Here is a 20,054-nt window from a genome sequence, read left to right as displayed (position 1 = left end):
TTTGTCATTTGTGATTGGGTAAGAGTTTTTTCCCAGTCCGCATTGCCCCTAATCCCCAGAGGGGGCCCCGAGTTCCCCAGTCCCCATTCCATACCTACTTATGCTTAGTGTTTTAATTCTAGTGCCGTTAATCGGTGCAGGTTTAATTGGTTTCTCGCCCTCTGGCGTCAGTGGGAAATTCGCCCGTGGGGTCGCTTTGGTCTTTGCGATTATCGCTTTCTTGTGGACAATCGTACTAGCAATCCAGTTTCATCCAGGAGAAATCACTCAACAGTTTGCTGAGTCTCTCCCTTGGATAGATGCTTTAGGGTTGAATTATAACCTTGGGATAGATGGTTTATCTTTGCCATTGTTGGTTTTGAATGGATTGTTAACTGCCATTGCCATCTACAGCAGCGATGAATCCCTACAGCGTCCGAAATTTTATTACTCTTTGATCCTATTATTAAGCGCTGGGGTGACAGGAGCCTTTCTGGCACACGATTTACTGCTATTTTTCCTGTTTTACGAATTGGAACTAATTCCGCTGTACTTGTTGATAGCTATTTGGGGTGGCGCGAAACGGGGTTATGCTGCAACTAAATTTCTGATTTATACAGCCGTTTCGGGAATCCTGATTTTAGCAAGTTTCCTCGGCATGGTTTGGCTGAGTGGTTCCTCTAACTTTGCACTAGCAACCTTGAACGCGACAACTTTACCTCTAGCAACACAACTTTTATTGCTAGCGGGAATTTTGATCGGTTTTGGGATTAAAATTCCCTTGGTTCCCTTTCATACTTGGTTGCCAGATGCTCACGTTGAAGCTTCCACACCGATTTCCGTACTGTTGGCTGGGGTGCTGTTGAAGTTGGGAACTTACGGCTTACTGCGGTTTGGCATGAACCTGTTACCAGAAGCTTGGGCTTATGTGGCTCCTTGGTTAGCGACTTGGGCGGTGATAAGTGTGCTGTATGGTTCATCCTGCGCGATCGCTCAAACCGATATGAAAAAAATGGTAGCATACAGCTCCATTGGACACATGGGTTACGTGCTGTTAGCAGCAGCAGCAGCCACACCTTTAAGTGTGTTGGGTGCTGTAATGCAAATGATTAGCCACGGCTTGATTTCAGCAATGCTGTTTTTGCTAGTAGGGGTTGTGTATAAAAAAGCCGGAAGCCGCGATTTAGAAATTATTCAAGGATTGCTGAACCCAGAACGGGGTATGCCAGTAATCGGTAGCTTGATGATTGTCGGAGTTATGGCCAGCGCTGGTATACCGGGAATGATAGGGTTTATTTCCGAATTTGTAGTTTATCGGGGAAGTTTTCCAGTTTTTCCGGTACAAACCCTGTTATGTATGCTTGGTACTGGTTTAACAGCAGTTTACTTCTTAATTCTTGTCAACCGCGCCTTTTTTGGTCGCTTGTCTGCACAAGTTACCAACTTACCACGAGTGTATTGGAGCGATCGCATCCCAGCGGTAATTTTAGCTGTGCTGATTGTGATTTTTGGCATTCAACCTGCTTGGTTGGTGCGCTGGACTGAACCAACAATTACAGCAATGGTGAATAGTCAAAACGTAGTAGTAGCAGTGTCCTTGGATAAGGCAATGGGAAGTAGGGATTAGGGACTGGGGACTGAAGACTAGGGACTATGGAAGATTTTTTTAATACATAATATCCAATCCCCAGTACCCAATCCCCAGTACCCAATCCCCAGTACCCAATCCCCAATCCCTAAACTTTTCGGAGAGATGGCAATGGTAACTATTAAAAAAAAAGCAACTCACAATCCCTTAGCTGAGTATATTGAACGTCTGCAAAAAGGAGATGCATTACTCCCCGATAGTCCAGAAAATGTACTGGAAGTTGTTGGTATTCTTAAAAGCTATGGCGTAGTTTTAGATGCCTACTCAAAAAATCTTAATTACATTGCCGAGTATCAGTTTTTAGTATTTTTCCCATTTTTTAAATACTTTAATGGAAAGATTTCTTTGCAGAAATTACTCCGTCACTGGTGGCATAACCGAATTAATTTTGAATATGCTGAGTATTGCATGAAAGCCATGATGTGGCACGGTGGCGGCGGACTAGATACGTATTTAGATACACCAGAATTTCAAGAAAGAGCGCAAGCCGTTATTGCCGCAAAATTTAAAAATAATCCCTTCATTCCGAGTATAAACCAACTGTTTCCAGATTTCTTAACGGAACACTTGCGCGTCTCTGCTTACTACACAGGTTTAGGTCAATTCTGGCGAGTCATGGCTGATATCTTCCTCAGCTTATCAGACCTCTACGATCGAGGCAAAATCAAATCGATTCCCCAAGTTGTAGAACACATTAAAGCTGGGTTAGTGGCAAATGCATCAAACCCAATTACCTACACAGTCAAAATTCGGAATGAAGCCTATGAAATCATTCCCAAAAGCGTTGGTTTAACTTTCTTAGCAGATACAGCCATCCCTTATGTAGAAGCAGTATTCTTCCGAGGAACTCCTTTCCACGGGACAGTTTCATACAACGCCCAAGGATATCAAATTCCCCCAGATCAAACTCTATTTCAATATGGCGCATTGTATGCAGATCCTTTACCCATTGGTGGCGCGGGTATTCCTCCCACCTTATTGATGCAGGATATGCGTCATTATCTTCCAGAGTATCTGCACGAAATTTATCGTCGTAGTCTCCGGGGTGAAGATGATTTGCGAGTCCAAATTTGCATAAGTTTCCAAAAATCGATGTTTTGCGTGACGACAGCAACCATTTTGGGACTGATGCCTCATCCTTTGGATACTAAAGATCCAAATGAGCAAAAAGTTAATCGAGTTTATTTAGATAAGTGGATGAGTCGGTTACAAACTTCACGGTTGCTGGATGTGAATAAATGAATTGAATACCAAGATAATTTATATGCTTTTCAATCGCTATAAAAACCTTCATGTAATTCAGCAACTTGACCCAGTACAAGCTCATTGCCAGATTTATAACTTGATGAATGGCTATGAGTTTTCTTGGGATATGACGCGATCGCTCGAAGTTGCTTTGATGAGAACTTATTGCGTTCCTAGTATTTCTAAATTGCTGAATCATACAGGAGAATTTACCCATTGTCCGCAAAAACGCTACGATGATACGTCAATAATTGTTGGAGAGATGATTAAGTGGGGTTATGATAGCGATCGCGGCAAACAAGCCCTGCAACGCATGAATGCACTCCACGGACGCTTCAAGATTGACAACGGTGATTTCCTGTATGTACTTTCAACCTTCATTTTCGAGCCTATCCGTTGGAATGCGCGGTTTGGTTGGCGGCTAATGTGCAAACAAGAAAAATTAGCGTCTTTTTACTTCTGGCGAGAAGTAGGTAAGCAAATGCAAATTCAGAATATCCCTGAAACCTACGAAGAATTCGAGCGCTATAACCTTGACTACGAACGCCAAAAATTTCGCTATTCAGATACAAATTGTCGAGTTGGGGAAGCTACACGCGATTTATTTTTGAGTTGGTTTCCTTCGTGGATGCGTTCTTCCATTAAACCAGGTATCTACGCTTTACTGGATGAGACAATGCTTGATGCCTTTGGTTTTCCCTATCCCTCGCCATTGTTGCGATCGGCTATGGTGAGTCTACTAAGAATCCGAGCTAAATTAATCCGGTTATTCCCACCTCGGAATCACCCTAATTTTTATATTGACTCTCCTATCCCCAGCTATCCCACTGGCTATGAAATTGCAAATGTGGGGCCACTTCATCCAAAAATCTAGGCTTCTGGTTCGATACCTAGCTATGTCTAACGACAAGCCACTTCGTGTCTACGCAATTGAGCAGTCAAGCATCGACTCTTTCCTCACCAACCAACACGCTTCTATGCGAACTAGTGAGTCTTTCAACTCGTTCAACACGAGAAGGGTCATTCTATAAACCAGGAGACATAAACCCATAATCATTATTAGGACTCATAGTTCTTCGCCATCATCAGGTAAATCAATTTTTGGCTCAACTTTTTTTCGTCCGTAATTTGCCAAAGTTATCCCTTCTTCTAAATATACAGCAGAGTATTTACTCAACCCAATACGCTGTGCCGAGTAAATTCCAGAATGTCCTGAAAATAAATAGCTGACTACACAGCCAATAGCAATAAATATTCCCGATTCCAGACCAAATAGTTCAATTCCCATTAAAGTAGATGCCAAAGGTGTATTTGCTGCACCCGCAAATACACCCACAAATCCCATTCCTGCTAACAGCGGTGCAGGTAATGCTAAAAGCAGCGATAAAGCATTACCTAAAGTTGCACCAATAAAAAACAAAGGTGTCACTTCTCCACCCTTAAAACCTGCTCCTAGAGTTAAAGCAGTCAAACCCAATTTTGCTGCAAAATCCCAAGGAGGTAGCTGATTGTAGAAGGAATCAACGATAGTTGGAATACCAAGCCCAATATACTTGGTTGTTCCACTCAATCCAACAATTATTGCGATAATCGCACCGCCTATTAAAGGACGCATTGGAGGATAAGATATCTTTGCTTTAAACAAGTGACTGATTTGGTGAGTTACTTTCGCAAAAAATCTTGCAACTATTCCAAAAATTGCACCTGCAATAATGGCAGAAATCAGTCCCCAAATTGTAAGCGTCGGTATTAACGGAGCGTGTCGGTATGCGGTATGATGTAAACCTAATAGTAAGGTTACTTGATTCCCTACGATCGCAGCAATCAAAGAAGGAAAAAGAGCATCGTAATGAATTTTACCAATGGCTAAAACCTCTAGACCAAATACGGTTCCAGCTAACGGAGTACCAAAAACAGAAGCGAATCCTCCACTGATACCTGCTGTTAACAAAATTTGCCGATTAGCCCCTTGAAAATGCAAGATTTTAGTTAACTGGTCTGCCAAAGAAGCACCCATTTGTAATGCTGTACCTTCACGACCGGCTGAACCTCCAAAAAAATGGGTGAGGTCTGTTCCTAGTAAAATAAGAGGAGCCATACGAAAGGGAATAACCTTTTTGGGGTTATGAATTTCTTCGAGTAAAAGGTTATTTCCAGCTTCTACAGTCCGACCAAATTGATGATAAATCCAACCACTCAAGAAGCCGCCAAGGGGAAGCAAGGCGATAATCCACTGATGCGATTCCCGCCAATCAGTTGCCCATTCTAATGATGCTAAAAGAGCCGCCGAAGCAGTTCCAGCAAAAATACCAACCACAAAGGAAATAGGCAACCACTTGATTAAGTGGGGTAAGGCAATAAACGGTTCAAATTGACGAAAATGTTTCATACCATGACTCCCTGAAGTGCGGTTTGTAGACAAATACTTTCTACAGGGGAGTCAGGTGATGCATTTAGCCAAGCCCTACTCTCCCGCAGTAAGCAAGGAAAGTAGGAGCCATCAGCCTTCTAGATAAGAGTTTATGTCCCTGGAAAGGCGGTTTTGGCGAGCTCCATCGCCGTTAATAATTTAATTAACTTAATAATACCATTTTTGCTGTCGGTCAATACCTTTGATATTCTACGATATAAATGACGTGTATCATTGGCGGTATTATTGCCATCATCAGAAAGTAATTATCAGCCTGTTAAAGATTCTCAAACAAAACTAGATCGGTTTTTAGTTTGTGGGCTAGGAAGTTTGGGTCAGCATTGTGTTGCAGTACTGAAAGAGTATGGTGCTATTGTCAATGCTATCGATCAAGAACAACCCAAAAATTTGCAGGTATCAAACTTATCAAATTTATTAGAACAGTTATTAATCGGAGATTGCCGTCAATCCAGTGTTTTAGAGCAGGCAAATATTTCTCAGTGCCGAACTGTACTTTTAGTTACTGGTAATGAACGGGTAAATATAGAAGCTGCTTTTGCAGCAAGACTTTTAAATCCTCAAATTCGCCTGGTTGTACGTTCTGACAAACAAAATCTCAATGAACTTTTAAGTCAAACTCTTGGTAATTTTATTGCCTTTGAGCCGAATCAAATTTCTGCTTCTGGCTTTGCTGTTGCAGCCCTTGGAGATGATAATCTCGGATATTTCCAACTGGAGGAACGCCAATTTCGGGTTGTAAAGCGTCAGATTAAAATGAGTGATAACTGGAGTAATAAATGGCATATACATGAACTAAATACCTTATATCGTCGGGTATTGAATCACACTAATGATTTATCTCTCTTGCCTAAAGAATTTCATCACTGGGAACCAGAAGCGATATTACACCCAGGTGATACGATTATTTATATCGAAGTTACAGAGCAAGTTAAAAGTTTTAAGCAACTTGCTACTGTGGATAAATACAACTGGCAGCAGTTATGGCAAGAAATTGTATTAGGCAGAGCTTGGAATAATTTCAAACAGAAAATGGTATATTTAGCGCGAACATTCTCTCGTTATCAGAGTTTGCGAGTGGCAATTATCTGTGGAATTACATTACTTTTTCTTTGGTGTTTTGGAACAATTATCTATATATTAAATTATCCTGGAAGTAACATAATAGAAGCATTTTATGCTATTGCTATCTTACTTTTAGGAGGATATGGAGATGTTTTTGGCGGTGTAAATTTTAAAACACCACCAGAACCAGCGGAAAATATGCCTGGGTGGTTGCGATTGTTTAGCCTCGCACTAACTTTAATGGGTGTAGGTTTTGTTGGGGTTTTATATGCGTTGCTAACTGATTCTCTGTTAAGTTCAAGATTTCACTTTTTCAATACTTACCAGCCATCAATTCCTCAAAAAGACCATGTTGTTCTGATTGGCTTAAATCGAGTTGGCCAGCGAGTCGCGGCTTTATTACAAGAATTCAAACAACCTTTAGTAGGTATTAGTATCACATCACTCAACGCCGATTTTGTCAACAAAATACCACTGATTATTGATAATATTGCTGATGCTCTAGGCAAGGTGAATCTTGCTAATAGTAAAAGTGTTGTTGTCGTTACAGACGATGACATGGAGAATCTAGAAATAGCTTTGATGGCATACGCTAAGAGTCCTAACACTCGTGTGATTATTCGGACTTACGACCAATATTTTCGTGATAACGTCGCACGGTTATTTCCTTATGCTCAAGTCATTTGCACCTCTGCGATTTCAGCAGAAGTATTTGCTGCTGCGGCTTTTGGAGAAAATATTCTCAGCTTGTTCCACTTCGATACTCAAACTATTTTGGTAGTAGAGTACATGATTGAGGCTGGAGATACATTGAATGGATTACTATTGGCTGAGATTGCTTATGGTTATGGAGTGGTACCAATTTTATACCAAAGTCTCAAGCGATCGCCTGTTAGGTTAATGCCTGCCGATCATACACAACTTTCTATTGGCGATCGCCTGATTGTTCTGGCAAATAGCAATAGCCTCCAGCGAATTGAGCGGGGTGAAATGTTTCCTCGAAATTGGCAAGTACAGGTTGAGAAAGTTTTAGCTCAAGATGCTATTTTTGATGGTGCAAATGAAATAAGCATAATATCAGGATGTAACATTGGTACAGCTAGAGAGTTGATGCATAATTTGCCTGCACAGTTACCAAGAGCATTATATAAACAACAAGCTATGTTACTGGTGCGAAGGCTCAGTAAATTAAGAGTTACAGCCAGATTGAAATTATTTGTTGACGATTAAAATTTCATTAGAATAACGAGAGTTTGAAAGATGTTTTAAGTCTTACTTATATTTGTAAATATTTTTTTCTATTAATTACCAGCAATAAGACAGCAGCGATTGCAAACAAGCTCCCAGTTATAAATGTCGCCTCTGCTCCCAATGTTTGCCACAATCCACCAGCTAGCAAACTAGCGGGTAAAAGCGCTAATCCCACAGCCAAGTTGAAGAATCCAAAAGCAGTGCCGCGCAAATTTGCAGGTATGCTATTTGCCACTAGTGCCAACAGCAATCCTTTACTCATACCCAAATGCAAACCATAAAGGGCGAACAATCCCCACACTTGCCAAGGTGTCTGCACAAAAGCGAAGCCTAGATACACTAGGGCGTATAGGAGAAATCCGCCTACTAGTAACCCAAATTTGCCCACGCGATCGGAAAGTATTTCTATTGGGTAGGCACTGAATGAGTAGGCAATGTTCATCACCATTAATGTCAACGGTATGAGTGAAGCAGAAATGCCTGTTTGTTCTGCTCGCAGCAATAAAAAAGCATTGCTGAAGTTGCCTAAATTGAATAGCAGCGCCACTGCTACAAGTACCCAGTATCTTTGATCTAAACTGCGTAAAGTTTGCCATTGCAGAGGGTTGCTTCGGTTTTCTTGAGTCTCACTTGTTGGTTCGCGCACTCCCACTGTTAATAAAGCCACTGCGAAGAATCCAGGGATGAGTGCTAGCCAAAAAATAAGGCGGAAGTTGTTTTCGGAAGTAGCCATCAAGGTAAATGCTGCCAAAGGCCCTAAAAATGCTCCGATAGTATCGAGGGATTGACGCAATCCATAAGCTGCACCGCGTACCTCTGCGTTAGTGGAATCGGCAACTAAGGCATCGCGGGGCGCTACCCGAATACCTTGTACCCGCACAGCCTTCAACGCAACGGGTGTATGTTTGGCGTAAGCTTAAGGGATTGGGCGCACTTTACAGCACTTCCCGGTGTTATGAGGTACAATAGCAACAATTAGTAAACCAGTTTTTTAAATATTGAGGATTCATTAAGTCGAGTGCAACGGAGATTACTGTATCAACCATTTCTGTTGTAGTTGGAGCAAAACTCCGTAAAAAAGATTTGAGTTGTGACCACCATAACTCGATTGGATTAAAATCAGGAGAATATGAGGATAAACAAATAACTTTCGCACCTACAGCTTCAATCATTGGTACAATTGATACTAGTTTATGTGCAGGTAAGTTATCCATAACGACTACTGCTCCTGTCCCTAAATTAGGCGCTAAAAACTTCTCAATAAATACATCAAATGCTTGGCTATCCATTGAATTATTCATCGTCATTAACGCCACTACTTTTTTAATACTAATTGCTCCAATTACTGTGACTTTTGCACCTCTGTAAAATGGTTTTTGGTCGTAAGCTCTTGTTCCTTGTTGCGAACGCGCATGAGTTCTTGCCAGACCTAATAAAATCCCTGTCTCATCTAGGAATACTAAGTTATCTGGATCTATATCTCTGACCTGTTCCCAATATTCTACTCTTAGCTTTTGAACTCTTTCTGTTGCTGCTTGACTACTCCGCAATGTTTTTTTTTACGATTTAATCCTAATTTCTGTAAGGCACGACACATTGCACTTCGACCTACCCAATTACCAGTCTTGTCTGCAAATAATTCACATAACTCTATCAATGTTGCATCTGGATGTGCTTCAACTAATTCTCTTAACTCTATGTCAGCATTTGTCAGATGACTAAATTGTGGTTTTCCTCGCGGCTTTGGTTGTAAATTCCCTTCAAGTTTTTGTTGTTTTACAAGCTTTTGCACTAAACTCTTTGAGACAGAAAATATGTTAGCTACTTTCCTGATTGAGATATTTTTTTGAAGATGTGCTGCAACTATTTTTTCTCGAAGCTCGATAGAGTATGACTTCATTTAAAAGTATTTATATTTTAACCTAGTGTACCTTATAACAGGCGGAAGCGCTGTATCTACAGCAGTCGGTGTGCTTGCTACCACAGCGAAAAGACTTGCAGAGCCATTTGGAAGAATTGAAAGCAGACATCATAGCAGGTGGTGGTGAAGCAGATTTGTTAACTATTTTGATTGACGAATCTAAGCAAAATACTATGTTGATAGAGCGTTTTCAACAGCAAGCAGACCAAGAATATCAAGAGTTTTTAGGGCAATGTCGGGATTTCCATAGCGAATTGAGCGAGGAACGGAAAATAAGTAACCTCACTTTTGCAGAACTGGAAGAGAACGAGGCGGAACTAACTAAACTGCGTTCTTGGTTGCCAAAAATCCGCGATCGCGATTTGTTTGATGCCCCAAAATCTTCACAAGCCACTGAAGCTTTAAAGGCTTGCGAATTAGATTTTCAGCTATTTACTGAACAGGTATATCAAGCAGAAGGGATAGACTCAAAATCTCTATAAGTAACTGGATCTTCAACTAATGGCGTAGGCATTGGACTTATAATTTCCGCCAATATCAAAAATTTATTTTTATAAATAGATGTGTTTTTCATATTTATACTATGGGAATCATATCATTAATATATACGTATCAAAAACAACTAAATTAGTATTCTTAAAAATTAAATGAGAAAACCGTACTTATCTGATAGGTTTTCTCTACCATATATCTAAATTGAGCTAGATAAAATCAAAATGTAGCTGAAGTAATGCTGTTTTGTCAAATTTTCTCAAATATTTATACAGCATTAGTAGGATAGCAAAAATATGACAAATCAATTGAAAACGGCTGTAATGCTAGCTGCGCTAAGTGGTCTTTTGATTGCAATTAGTTACTGGGTAATTGGCGGTTCTAGTGGTTTGATTATCGGGATTGGCAGCAGTCACAAACCTGTTTTATTGGTATCAATCAGATAAAATTGCCTTAGCAGTATACCAAGCACAACTTGTAAGTGAAAGGGAAACACCAGGACTTTATCGGATGGTGCAGAAATTGAGCGATCGCTATCCTCAAAAGCTGGAGATGTCGTAGCTTCTCACCCCAGAAATTGCGGTTTACATGAATTCGCCAATAGTTTCATACAATTTGCGGCTATACAAACAAAGTCCACCTACGCGGACTAAGGAAAAATTGAGTATTAGAACCCACGTTCGCCCTTGGCGTTCCGCAGGAAAGGTGGGTTTTGGCTGTGTAGACGCAGTTTCTAACCGCCTTGTTCTATTATCCCGCGATTTAAATCACAGGCGCATTACCCTAAACCCAGAAAAGTTGAAATCAACGGCAAACTGTACTCTGCAATATTTCGGATTTCGGCAAGATATAAAATTTTGGATGTAATACGTGATATAGAAGCGTGATGATGCGCTTTTATCTTTGAATATTTAAGTAGATATTAGTAATATTTATGTTAGCGACAGTATAATTAAACTGTGCTTATCAAAAATACAACGTTGGTCATCAACATTACAATGTTTCTCCTTAACACTACAACATTAAGAAGAAATGTTGTAGTGTTAGTTACCAGCATTACAATTGATGACTGAGCGGCAATTTTAAAAGGAGGATCGTAAAATCCTGCGATCGCAAGTAAGGGAGACACAACGAAATACTGTTCCCTCTAACAAATCACTTTACTGTTGCTTATCCATATCAGTTATCACAACAGTCAAACCTTAATGTTCTAAATCTTTCTTTTGCGATCGCACCTACTCAACTACTCTAAAATTAGATTACCTCACCAAACAACAACCTCAAGATGACCAGAGAATTTAACGTCATTATAGAACGCGACTCTGAAGGTTATTTTGTTGCCTCCGTGCCTAGTCTTGTTGGATGTCATAGCCAAGCCAAATCTCTAGACGAACTGATAGAGCGGATTAAAGAAGCTATTGAACTTTGTTTAGAGGTTGAACAAGAAAACGCCGAAGCATTAGAGTTTATCGGTGTGCAGAAGGTTTCTGTTTAAGTATGAGATTTTTTCTTTCACCAGAACTACTACAATTACTATTGATGCTAGATAATGGGAAGGCTTTGACATTTTCTTCCCAATCTAGCCCAGGAAACAATAATTAACACTTATGCGAACTCATTATTGCGGCGAACTCCGAAAAGAACATATTGGAGAAACAGTTACCTTTTACGGATGGGTAGACCGTCGCCGCGATCACGGTGGTGTGATATTTTTAGATTTACGCGATCGCTCTGGAATCGTCCAAATCGTCAGCGATCCGCAACGCACCCCAGATTCTTATGAACATGCGAACGCTCTACGAAATGAATATGTTGTCGAAATCACTGGTAGGGTAACGCAACGTCCCGAAGAATCGTTGAATACCCGCATCCCAACAGGCGAGGTAGAAATCTACGCCGATAAAATTAAACTCCTCAATGCTGTCCGCAAACAGCTACCTTTCCAAGTTTCTGTAGCTGACACCGAGACAGTGCGAGAAGACTTGCGGCTGAAATATCGTTATTTGGATTTGCGACGCGATCGCATGGCGCAAAATTTGCAACTGCGTCATCAAATTGTCAAAGCCATGCGTCGTTATCTGGAAGATTTGGAAGGTTTTATTGAAGTCGAAACCCCAATACTTACCCGTTCTACCCCAGAAGGGGCGCGGGATTATGTTCTACCCAGTCGCGTCAATCCTGGTGAGTGGTATGCTTTGCCGCAATCACCCCAGCTATTTAAACAATTGCTGATGGTATCTGGCTTAGATAGATATTATCAGATTGCCCGTTGCTTTCGTGATGAAGACTTACGCGCCGACAGACAACCAGAATTCACTCAGTTGGACATGGAAATGAGTTTCATGTCCCAAGAAGAAATTATCGAACTGAACGAGAAGTTAGTTTCTCATATCTTCAAAACCGTTAAAGGCATTGAGTTACAGCGCCCTTTCCCTCGTCTGACTTACGCTGAGGGGATGGAACGCTACGGTAGTGATAAACCAGATACCCGCTATGGTTTGGAATTAGTTGATGTCTCAGATATTGTGAAAGACTCAGGTTTCAAAGTCTTTCGGGACACTGTTACTAATGGTGGTATTGTCAAAATTCTGCCCATTCCCAACGGTAACGATGTAATTTCCAACGTCCGCATTAAACCAGGTGGCGATTTATTTAAAGAAGCTAGCGAAGCCGGTGCTAAAGGTTTAGCTTATATCCGCGTCAGGGATGATGGCGAAATTGACACCATTGGCGCGATTAAAGACAACCTCAGTGAAGCACAAAAACAAGAAATTTTACGCCGCACAGGTGCAAAGGCTGGACATCTGCTGTTGTTTGGGGCTGGTGATGCTGCTACAGTTAATAAAACTTTAGATAGATTACGCCAAGCGATCGCTAAAGAATTTAACTTAATCGATCCAGAAAAAATCAACTTACTCTGGATTACAGATTTCCCGATGTTCGAGTGGAATGCTGACGAAAAGCGTCTAGAAGCACTACACCACCCATTTACAGCACCACATCCCGATGATTTGAGCGATTTAAAAACTGCACGCGCCCAAGCTTACGACTTGGTACTCAATGGCGTAGAAGTTGGCGGCGGAAGTCTGCGGATTTATCAGCGAGAAATTCAACAGCAAGTCTTTGAAGCAATTGGATTATCTTCTGAAGAAGCACAAAGTAAATTTGGCTTTCTCTTAGAAGCATTTGAATATGGTACACCGCCGCATGGTGGCATCGCCTACGGTTTAGATCGTTTGGTAATGTTGCTAGCTGGAGAAGAATCTATTCGAGATGTCATTGCTTTCCCGAAGACACAACAAGCGCGTTGTTTGTTAACAGATGCACCTTCGAGTGTAGATGCTAAACAGTTGAAAGAATTGCACGTTGCTTCGACTTATAAACCAAAGTCTTAGTGAACTAGAGAATTTTTCTAAGCAGGGTGGGCATTGCCCACCAATTACTTTAATTTAGAACGCAAAGATAATAATGAATAATATTGCAATATAGTAGGATTATCCAGGTAGCAACTACGGCGACAACAGTAGGTGTAGAAAATCTATTGATAGGATGAAGGAAATTGCTGCTGCCACAATAGAATTAAGCTGCTACCCCCAGAATTCCTTATGAGTGAGTCTATCACCTTAACAGATGCCGACTTATTACCAGAAGATTTGTTACCAGATGTTAGTCTTCTGGTGACAGAAGATGATGAACCCTTGGATAATCTACCATCAGAAAAACAACAAAGATTATTAACAGAAACCCTTTACAGTTCTTGGAATGGTGCAAGTAATGCCGTGGGGTAATTCAATTAATTATTAAAAAACGCTGTCAGAGCAAAATTGCCAGGAAACCCCCTAGAAAGAAATAACCCGCCGTAGCGGGTTACACAACAAAACTATGAACAATGAAAACTTGATTTAGCTGGAATACCTCATCTCAGCTTCTAGTTGACGAATCAGTTGTTCGTCGCCTTTTGCTCTGGCTACTTCCAAGCGATGCTCTAGACTTCTTTGAATATTCGCTCTGTGAGCTTCTCGTGATTTGCTCAAACTTTGTAGTCTATTTTGACTCATAGTGATTACCCTCTTTAATTTTTTTCTTTATGTCTTACATCCTTAACATAACATATATTTTGTAGCTGTTGCTACAGAAATTTATAACTTTAGGGATATTTTATCTTAAATTATGTTTAAGAAGCAGATAGATCAACAACCACTTATAACTTTGCTCAGTGATTTCGGCGATCGCGATGTTTATGTAGGCATAATGAAGGGAGTCATAGCCCAAATCAACCCCAGGGTGACGATAGTAGACTTAACCCACCAAATTCCGCCGCAAAATATCGCCGCAGCTAGGTTTAGCTTGATGAATGCTTATGCCTATTTCCCAGTTGGGACAGTGCATCTGGCAGTAGTAGATCCGGGTGTGGGAAGCAAGCGACGAGCGATCGCAGTAGAATTTGCTCAAGGGTTTCTGGTCGGCCCAGATAATGGTATATTTAGCGGGGTACTCAGTCAAAGTCCTGCGATCGCCGCCGTTGAACTTACAAATCTTAACTATTGGCGAACTCCTCAACCAAGCAAGACTTTTCACGGTAGGGATATCTTTGCCCCAGTGGGAGCAAATCTTGCTAGTGGTGTCCCCTTCAAACAGCTAGGACAAGAAATTGATCCAGCAAGTTTGGTAAAACTAGATATAGGCAACTGCAAGCAAACAACAACTGGTGTAGTAGGTTGTATTCAATATATTGACCACTTTGGCAACCTAGTGAGTAATATTCCAGGGAGTTACGTACAAGGCAGAACTTGGTATGTAGAAGCAGCTGGGTTGACTATACTAGGTTGTGAAACTTACAGTGATGTCAAGCTGGGAGAAATAATAGCTTTAGTTGGCAGTCACGGCTGGATAGAAATTGCCATTAATAGCGGTAATGCTCACTCACAGTTGCAGTTAGATTGCCAAGAAACGCTTCAAGTGGTGCTGACTTAAATACCGCATCTTGTGAGTGCCCCATCCAGAGAAACACCAAAGTTATATCCTCTTTCCACAGTTGGTAGATGTCCTGGGGGGAAGGTTTTAAAGTTTGGTTCCTTACCAGGTTTATATTCGTATCTTTTAGTTTGCTGATTATAGTTCCACTGAATCAGCCAGTCGCCTGTTAAGGTTTGCCATCCCACCGCGTCATACATCTTGCGATAGTCGTTTTTTTCTTCCCTCAAAATTTTTTCTTGAGCGCTAAAGCCCAACTTACCATCACTAGCTGTACTCCAAAGCCTGTCAATGGTTTTCAAATCAACACACGAAAGTGCATTCATTTCATCTTTCCCAATAGCACCCTCAGCTTGTGCCTTAGTCCCTGCAACATCTAGCATTCTCAGGTAAGTTTCTCTGTCAGATCCTTGCCAATCTTTGCTTTGTAAATATTTCTGCAACTGGCTGTAATCGACATTGCGGGCTGTGGTAATTTCTATTTGCTTCAATGAGCTAGAATTAGTAGTTGTGTTGACTAAATTAGTGTTTCCTGGACTTTTGCTCTCAGACTTAGACCGTGTTAACGAATATCCAATCCAGGCTAAAACAGCAAATATACCTATAAGACTTGCTGTGATGAGTAAAGTTAGTGCCAGAACAGTCTGATTATTCTTTGCCATTTTTGGATGCTTCTGATTACTTTGAATCACAGGTAAAATTTGGTCTAACCATTACCAGATAATAGATGCCTATTTTAGCTTTTTTTGAGAATTGTCAAGATTAATACATATACAAAACAATCTTCATTAGCAAACTATGACTACACAAACACTCTCCGCAACAGAAGTTTATCAAGGCCAGTTTGGGGAATTTACAATTACTCAAAGCGATCGCACTGGCGTAATTATCTACCGGGCTGGGTTGATGGTAGCAGCACTGAGCTTTGCTATCGGCAGCGCTTTGGTTTTACTCAACAATAACCAGACTGTTATAACTGCACTCACACCTCTATATGCTTGTTTTAGTCTCGCTCTTGGTGTAAGTTTATTTACCATTCATATTTACATGGCATCACTACACCGAACGTTGCAAATTTTTTGGGCGATCGGTACTATAGCATCAGTGATTTTGGCCATCACTAGTAGTGAACCTTTAGCTGTTACTGTTTACAATCAACCGATTACCTTATTTGGAGTTGGTTTTATCTTCGTTGCTTTGACAGGTATTTATTTTAAAGAGGCTTTTTGCTTCAATCGCCTAGAAACCAAAGTATTAACCCCAATAGTACCGATATTGTTGTTAGGACATTTAGCAGGAATTTTACCAACTCAGGGTGAAAGTGTTTTATTAGGAATTTGGGCAACGTTATTTTTGGTGTTTGCCCTGCGAAAAACAGTGCAAGCAATTCCTGCTGATATTGGAGATAAGTCTGTGTTTACCTATTTAAAAGAACAACGTTCAGCTAAGGTTTAATGCAGACAAGAAATCGTCGGTGTCAAAAATTTCCCAACATTAAAATAATCAAGCGTCAAGAAATGTGGACACTTACGGCTCAGGGGTGGGCAATTGCCATCGCTTTGATTGCTTATTTAATATTTTTTGTTTTTACTCATGTACACTCATTTCTCGCCGTAACTTCCCCAATCGAATCAGCAGAAGTATTAGTTGTTGAAGGATGGCTACCAGATTACGCTATAGAAAAAGCTTTGACTGAATTTCAAACGGGTTCTTATCGGCAAATAATTACTACCGGAGGCACATTAGGAAAAGGTAGTTATCTTATTGGATACAAGAACTTTGCAGAAGTGTCAGCCGCCACTTTCATAAAACTCGGTTTAGAAGCAGAAAAAGTCGTAGCTGTTCCGACACCTTTCGTAGTTAAAGATCGGAGTTATGCCTCTGCTGCCGAATTTCATCGCTGGCTATCCAATTCAAATTTACAGATAGAATCAATTAATCTTTTTTCCTTAGATGTTCATGCTCGTAGAAGTTGGTTTCTTTTTAGAAAAATACTTACCCCTCATATTAAAGTTGGTGTGATCGCTGCCAAAACGCAAGATTACAATTCAGCAAATTGGTGGCGTTCTAGCGAAGGTGTGCGGACAATTCTTGATGAAGGTATTGCTTATCTTTATGCACGGTTTTTGAGTTGGAAAACCTAACAATGATATTTTAGATTTTAGATTTTAGATTTTTTATTCAATCCAAAATCCAAAATCCAAAATTGTCTTACTTACCCAGGATTTGCAATAATGCTTCCCGATAAATTTTCAGGCCTTCTGCATTTAGATGATCGCCATCACTGGTTAAATTTTCTTTAAGAACATTATTGTCATATAATGGTGCTAGTCCTGCTGCTGCAACTGGCACTTTTTCTGTTTCAGCAACTTGATTAATCAAAACATTAATTTGTTTAACTTTCGGAAGCGGCGCTGATACAGTTGGATCTAAGCTGGCTGCAACTGTTGAATAAAAAGCTGGAATCAGAAAAATCTCTTTAGTCCCCATTGTGCGGATAAGTGCGATCGCCTCTTGCATATTTTTGGTAAACAACTCATCACTAATCCCATACCAAGCATCATTTCCACCTATAGCAATAATCGCTTTTTCACATTTAACCTTGGTAGGAATTAGACTTTTCAGTTGTTCCACTAATGAGATTGTACTCAAACCATTTAACCCAAAATTAAAAGTACCATTCCCCAGAGTATTGCCAAGTTCAGCCGAAACAGAATCGCCAAATAAACAACCTGAGAACTGTTTATCTTGGGCAGCGAGTGCTTGATATTGCAGGGCAATTTTCCCTAAAGGTGAAGAACTTACATCGTCTTTTGGCGGTGCGTCAGCAGAACCAGAAGATAAATTTGCCATGCCGACTAGCTTTTGAATTTTTGACACATCAACAACTAATTGACTACTGGGATAAGCTTCTAGAAAGCTAGTTATTCCTAGACCTTCTGGTGATTTTGCTCCTACAATAATGGCAGATCGTAGCGCTTGTATACTCGCTTGATCGCGACGAGCGATCGCTTGGGAAGCAAAAGATAAAATTTGCTTGCCCATTCCTGTGTTTATCAGCTTATCTAAAGCCGCAATATCAAGAGACATTTTCACTTTTAGAGCATCTTGAAACTTCTGTTTCTCCTTAGGGCTGAGGTAATTTAGGAAAGATTGCAAATCGCTAGAAGCCTTTTGTGTCTCGTCATAGTTGCGTATATCTGCCACCGGAACCGATTGCTCAAATAATCCGTACCTGATAACAATCTTTTCGGCTGCCAAACTAGGTACACTATGCACCAGTAAAAATATTAAGCACCCAGATAGGCTTATTAAAAGACGATAAAAATATTTCATCACAGAAGATCAGAAGATAGATAGTCAATAGTTAATAGTCGAGAGTCAAGAGTCAAAAGTCAAGGGGAATTGGGAAAGAAGAAACAGAAGTTCTTTGTCTTGACGGTGATTCATCGCGTCTCTTGCCTTAACTCTACTTCGCCATCAACAGCCAACCCCAATTTGGGAATACTCAATCCAGTAGGTGTGAGGATGGAACGGTGGTAGAAGAAGCTGCATATTGGTTAGCTTGGGCGCAAATTTCAGGGATTGGGCCGGTGTTACTGCGACGAGTGCAACAGCATTTTGGTACACTGGCAACCGCTTGGAACGCTACCAAAGCACAGTTAGGAGAAGTGGAAGGTTTGGGTTTTCAAACACTAGAAAAAGTAGTACAACAGCGATCGCGTTTGCACCCAGAACAACTATTCATTCAGCACCAGCAGGAAAATTCCCATTTCTGGACACCAGCAGATGCAGATTATCCCCGCTTACTGCTAGAAACTCCCAGTCCGCCGCCAATTTTATACTATCGCGGTGAAGTCGAACTCCAAGAAAATCTGGGACAAAAACCAATGGTTGGAATTGTCGGAACCCGCCAGCCCTCAGAATATGGTATCCGTTGGACTCGGCAAATTAGTACAGCTTTGGCGAAAAATGGTTTTACAGTTGTCTCTGGGATGGCAGAGGGAATTGACACAGAAAGCCACATCGCCGCCATGAAAGCAGGTGGAAGGACGATCGCAGTTTTGGGAACTGGTGTAGATGTTATCTATCCACATAAAAATCGGGATTTGTATAAGCAAATTTTGACGGCTGGTTTAGTCGTAAGTGAGTACCCCACAAAAACCCCACCCGATCGCACTCACTTTCCCCGTCGCAACCGAATTATTGCAGGCTTAAGCCGCGCCATTCTGGTAATGGAAGCGCCATTAAAATCTGGTGCCCTAATTACTGCTACCTACGCCAATGAATTTGGTAGAGATGTCTATGCCTTACCTGGAAGATTGGATGATTATCCATCCCAAGGGTGTTTAAAGTTATTGAGCCAGGGAGCAACTTTCATTCTTAAGGAATTAGACGAACTGTTAACAATGCTAGGAGCAATACCACAACTTGATGGAATTGAGGCTTCAATAGCACCACAACAGTTAAGTTTGCCAACTTTATCACCAGAATTGCAAACGATAATGGATGCGATCGCAAGCGATCCTTTACCCTTTGATTTTATTGTCCAACAAACCGGTATGGCTGTCGGCTCAGTTTCCGGTGCTTTATTACAGTTGGAACTTATGGGTTTCGTTTCACAACTACCAGGGATGCGGTATCAAAAAAGTTAAGAGTTAAAAGAAATGGTTCTTCAGTATCTTTCTTTCTTTGTTGCTGTTGATCAAAGAGGCAGGAGAGAAAGATTCGCTCATTTCCCCAGAATCCGAGTTTCAAGCCCCTAAATTTATTTATGCCCAAAAGTAAAAATATTTATTTCGAGACGTGCAGCGTGATCGCATGATTGCATCTCGTAGAGAGAAATAATGCGTCTTAGTTCAAGCCCCTACATTTATGTATGGGGTTCTCCCTCCGCCCCCTGCCCCCTGCCCCTTGTCCTCTTGTTGACGACTTCACCAATTTTTTTGTTGAAGTTTGCATAGACCTCAATATCCCACGTATGGATAATTGTGGCAAGGAATTGCTGAGGATAATATGAGTTCCCAAATACTCATACTAAACAATCTTCA

19 protein-coding genes, 2 pseudogenes and 1 riboswitch are annotated in these 20,054 nt (G+C 40.9%); of the genes and pseudogenes, 14 read left to right on the top strand and 7 right to left on the bottom strand.

The features are described from left to right. Positions 1-100: 100 nt before the first annotated feature. The 3 genes from HWQ39_RS20050 to HWQ39_RS20040 all read left to right on the top strand — a co-directional run bounded on the left by HWQ39_RS20050 (position 101) and on the right by HWQ39_RS20040 (position 3,746). Positions 101-1,606, top strand: a complete 1,506-nt coding sequence (locus HWQ39_RS20050; protein ID WP_292848864.1) for an NADH-quinone oxidoreductase subunit M — start codon at positions 101-103, stop codon at positions 1,604-1,606. A 132-nt stretch (positions 1,607-1,738) separates the two neighbouring features. Next, a complete protein-coding gene (locus HWQ39_RS20045) occupies positions 1,739-2,869 on the top strand; it encodes a CO2 hydration protein (RefSeq protein ID WP_292848862.1) in 1,131 nt (376 codons plus the stop codon). A 22-nt stretch (positions 2,870-2,891) separates the two neighbouring features. After that, positions 2,892-3,746 carry an oxygenase MpaB family protein gene (locus tag HWQ39_RS20040; RefSeq protein WP_292848860.1) on the top strand — a complete coding sequence of 285 codons (855 nt, stop codon included), beginning with the start codon at positions 2,892-2,894 and terminating at the stop codon, positions 3,744-3,746. Between the two features lie 192 nt (positions 3,747-3,938). On the opposite strand, the gene HWQ39_RS20035 is transcribed toward HWQ39_RS20040, so the two are convergent. Further along, a complete protein-coding gene (locus HWQ39_RS20035) occupies positions 3,939-5,261 on the bottom strand; it encodes a voltage-gated chloride channel family protein (protein ID WP_292848858.1) in 1,323 nt (440 codons plus the stop codon). 95 nt (positions 5,262-5,356) lie between these two features. Next, positions 5,357-5,441: riboswitch (Fluoride riboswitch) on the bottom strand. Positions 5,442-5,528: 87 nt separating this feature from the next. Here HWQ39_RS20035 and HWQ39_RS20030 point away from each other — a divergent pair. After that, complete coding sequence (locus HWQ39_RS20030; RefSeq protein WP_292848856.1) at positions 5,529-7,595, top strand: TrkA family potassium uptake protein; 2,067 nt, start codon at positions 5,529-5,531, stop codon at positions 7,593-7,595. Positions 7,596-7,641: 46 nt separating this feature from the next. Here HWQ39_RS20030 and HWQ39_RS20025 read toward each other — a convergent pair whose 3' ends face one another. The 3 genes from HWQ39_RS20025 to HWQ39_RS20015 all read right to left on the bottom strand — a co-directional run bounded on the left by HWQ39_RS20025 (position 7,642) and on the right by HWQ39_RS20015 (position 9,516). After that, on the bottom strand, positions 7,642-8,496 hold the full coding sequence (locus HWQ39_RS20025) for an MFS transporter (RefSeq protein ID WP_292848854.1): 855 nt from the start codon (positions 8,494-8,496) through the stop codon (positions 7,642-7,644). Between the two features lie 73 nt (positions 8,497-8,569). Then, positions 8,570-9,166 (bottom strand): IS630 family transposase, encoded by a 597-nt coding sequence (locus HWQ39_RS20020; protein WP_292848852.1) that lies wholly within the window; start codon positions 9,164-9,166, stop codon positions 8,570-8,572. Next, positions 9,124-9,516 carry a transposase gene (locus HWQ39_RS20015; protein ID WP_292848850.1) on the bottom strand — a complete coding sequence of 131 codons (393 nt, stop codon included), beginning with the start codon at positions 9,514-9,516 and terminating at the stop codon, positions 9,124-9,126. Before HWQ39_RS20015 ends, HWQ39_RS20020 begins: the two co-directional genes overlap by 43 nt. A gap of 50 nt (positions 9,517-9,566) precedes the next feature. Between HWQ39_RS20015 and HWQ39_RS20010 the strand changes: the two genes are divergently transcribed. The 6 genes and pseudogenes from HWQ39_RS20010 to HWQ39_RS19985 form a co-directional block, all read left to right on the top strand. After that, entirely contained in the window at positions 9,567-10,019 is a 453-nt protein-coding gene (locus HWQ39_RS20010) for a Chromate resistance protein ChrB (protein ID WP_366932286.1), read from the top strand. A 306-nt stretch (positions 10,020-10,325) separates the two neighbouring features. Next, positions 10,326-10,563 (top strand): annotated as a pseudogene (locus HWQ39_RS20005) (protease HtpX); the annotation flags it as partial. Between the two features lie 54 nt (positions 10,564-10,617). Further along, entirely contained in the window at positions 10,618-10,896 is a 279-nt protein-coding gene (locus HWQ39_RS20000) for a hypothetical protein (protein WP_292848846.1), read from the top strand. Positions 10,897-11,314: 418 nt separating this feature from the next. Then, positions 11,315-11,524, top strand: coding sequence for a type II toxin-antitoxin system HicB family antitoxin (locus HWQ39_RS19995; protein WP_292848844.1), 210 nt, complete (start codon positions 11,315-11,317; stop codon positions 11,522-11,524). A 112-nt stretch (positions 11,525-11,636) separates the two neighbouring features. Then, entirely contained in the window at positions 11,637-13,424 is a 1,788-nt protein-coding gene (gene aspS, locus HWQ39_RS19990) for an aspartate--tRNA ligase (RefSeq protein ID WP_292848842.1), read from the top strand. A 210-nt stretch (positions 13,425-13,634) separates the two neighbouring features. Beyond that, positions 13,635-13,787, top strand: a pseudogene (locus HWQ39_RS19985) (Uma2 family endonuclease); the annotation flags it as partial. A gap of 144 nt (positions 13,788-13,931) precedes the next feature. Here the strand turns inward: HWQ39_RS19985 and HWQ39_RS19980 are convergent. Beyond that, positions 13,932-14,087, bottom strand: coding sequence for a hypothetical protein (locus tag HWQ39_RS19980; protein ID WP_179064081.1), 156 nt, complete (start codon positions 14,085-14,087; stop codon positions 13,932-13,934). Between the two features lie 112 nt (positions 14,088-14,199). Between HWQ39_RS19980 and HWQ39_RS19975 the strand changes: the two genes are divergently transcribed. Next, the gene (locus HWQ39_RS19975; RefSeq protein ID WP_292848840.1) at positions 14,200-15,003 is read left to right on the top strand and encodes an SAM-dependent chlorinase/fluorinase; all 804 of its coding nucleotides are present in this window, start codon (positions 14,200-14,202) and stop codon (positions 15,001-15,003) included. On the opposite strand, the gene HWQ39_RS19970 is transcribed toward HWQ39_RS19975, so the two are convergent. Beyond that, positions 15,000-15,665: a GUN4 domain-containing protein gene (locus tag HWQ39_RS19970; RefSeq protein WP_292848838.1), complete on the bottom strand. Its 666-nt coding sequence runs from the start codon at positions 15,663-15,665 to the stop codon at positions 15,000-15,002. The genes HWQ39_RS19975 and HWQ39_RS19970 overlap by 4 nt on opposite strands. Before the next feature lie 136 nt (positions 15,666-15,801). Here HWQ39_RS19970 and HWQ39_RS19965 point away from each other — a divergent pair, with 136 nt between their 5' ends. Continuing rightward, entirely contained in the window at positions 15,802-16,458 is a 657-nt protein-coding gene (locus HWQ39_RS19965) for a DUF2301 domain-containing membrane protein (protein WP_292848836.1), read from the top strand. Continuing rightward, positions 16,458-17,147: an ElyC/SanA/YdcF family protein gene (locus tag HWQ39_RS19960; RefSeq protein ID WP_292848834.1), complete on the top strand. Its 690-nt coding sequence runs from the start codon at positions 16,458-16,460 to the stop codon at positions 17,145-17,147. The genes HWQ39_RS19965 and HWQ39_RS19960 overlap by 1 nt, the downstream gene beginning before the upstream one ends. A 67-nt stretch (positions 17,148-17,214) precedes the next feature. Here HWQ39_RS19960 and HWQ39_RS19955 read toward each other — a convergent pair whose 3' ends face one another. Next, entirely contained in the window at positions 17,215-18,282 is a 1,068-nt protein-coding gene (locus HWQ39_RS19955; protein WP_292848832.1) for an alpha/beta hydrolase, read from the bottom strand. A gap of 257 nt (positions 18,283-18,539) precedes the next feature. On the opposite strand from HWQ39_RS19955, the gene dprA reads away from it, so the two are divergent. Further along, entirely contained in the window at positions 18,540-19,658 is a 1,119-nt protein-coding gene (gene dprA, locus HWQ39_RS19950) for a DNA-processing protein DprA (protein ID WP_292848830.1), read from the top strand. Positions 19,659-20,054: the final 396 nt, after the last annotated feature.

This window comes from Nostoc sp. NMS8 (genome assembly GCF_017115045.1).
In the GTDB taxonomy this organism is placed as follows: Bacteria; Cyanobacteriota; Cyanobacteriia; order Cyanobacteriales; family Nostocaceae; genus Nostoc.
This window is presented reverse-complemented; position numbering and strand designations above follow the sequence as displayed.